This is a genomic window from Vibrio sp. 2130-1 (assembly GCF_033339515.1).
In genome coordinates this window covers 1-712 of the sequence record NZ_JAWOUT010000258.1, presented here as the reverse complement: position 1 = coordinate 712, position 712 = coordinate 1, and the positions used below count along the sequence as shown (strand labels likewise).

The window sequence follows — 712 nt, the reverse complement described above, 5'->3', positions numbered from 1 at the left end:
TTGCGAAGGAAAACCTTCCTCTGACCATCGTTCTAGCAAAGCCTGGGATCTCGCAGAGTTGGACGGGCCGAATCCTTACTGGGAGGGGGTTGCCTACGTTTTCCAACTCCACGGCCCGCCAGTGTAGCCAGGATTTAAAAATCACCTCTGCCAAAAGAGCGAAGGCAGCTTATATGCGAGAGCTTCCCAAAGAGGTTCGACAGAAAGTCTGCCTTTTGCTGGGCAGTCGTGATGCTGAAAGCACTATTCGTGCGGCCAACATTGCAAAACAGCGAGGAAGCTCAGATCGCGTCATTAAGACGAAAGATGGGGGTGAGCTGTATGTGGTGAAAAACTGGTTGGCGAGTGATGTCTGGGAGTTCTTACTATCCGCTGGCATGGGCTCAGCATATCCTCTGCCAAGTTACTTGGAGAGCAATGTCACTACGGCAGAGCTTTACAAGGCGGCAACAGGGGAGTGCGTGTGGTCGGCAACAGAGAAGAAGGCCAGTGACGCCTGTGGCGCTCGCTTCGGTTGCTGGGCTTGCCAGGCTGTTGGGTTGGATAAGTCAATGGAGACGTTGCTTGCCACGGACCCTGAAAGGCATGGCTATATGTCGGGGCTGAACCGCATCCAGCGCTACTTGGCAAAACGCCGGTACGCATGGGCAGTCCGCCACCCCGTAGGCCGCACGGTTTACGAGGGGGGCTCCATCAAAATCCAGCCGGACGT

At 55.3% G+C, this 712-nt stretch carries 1 pseudogene; it reads left to right on the top strand.

The window, feature by feature from the left end:
• Positions 1-173: 173 nt before the first annotated feature.
• Positions 174-712: pseudogene (locus R7Q09_RS25590) on the top strand (phosphoadenosine phosphosulfate reductase); the annotation flags it as partial.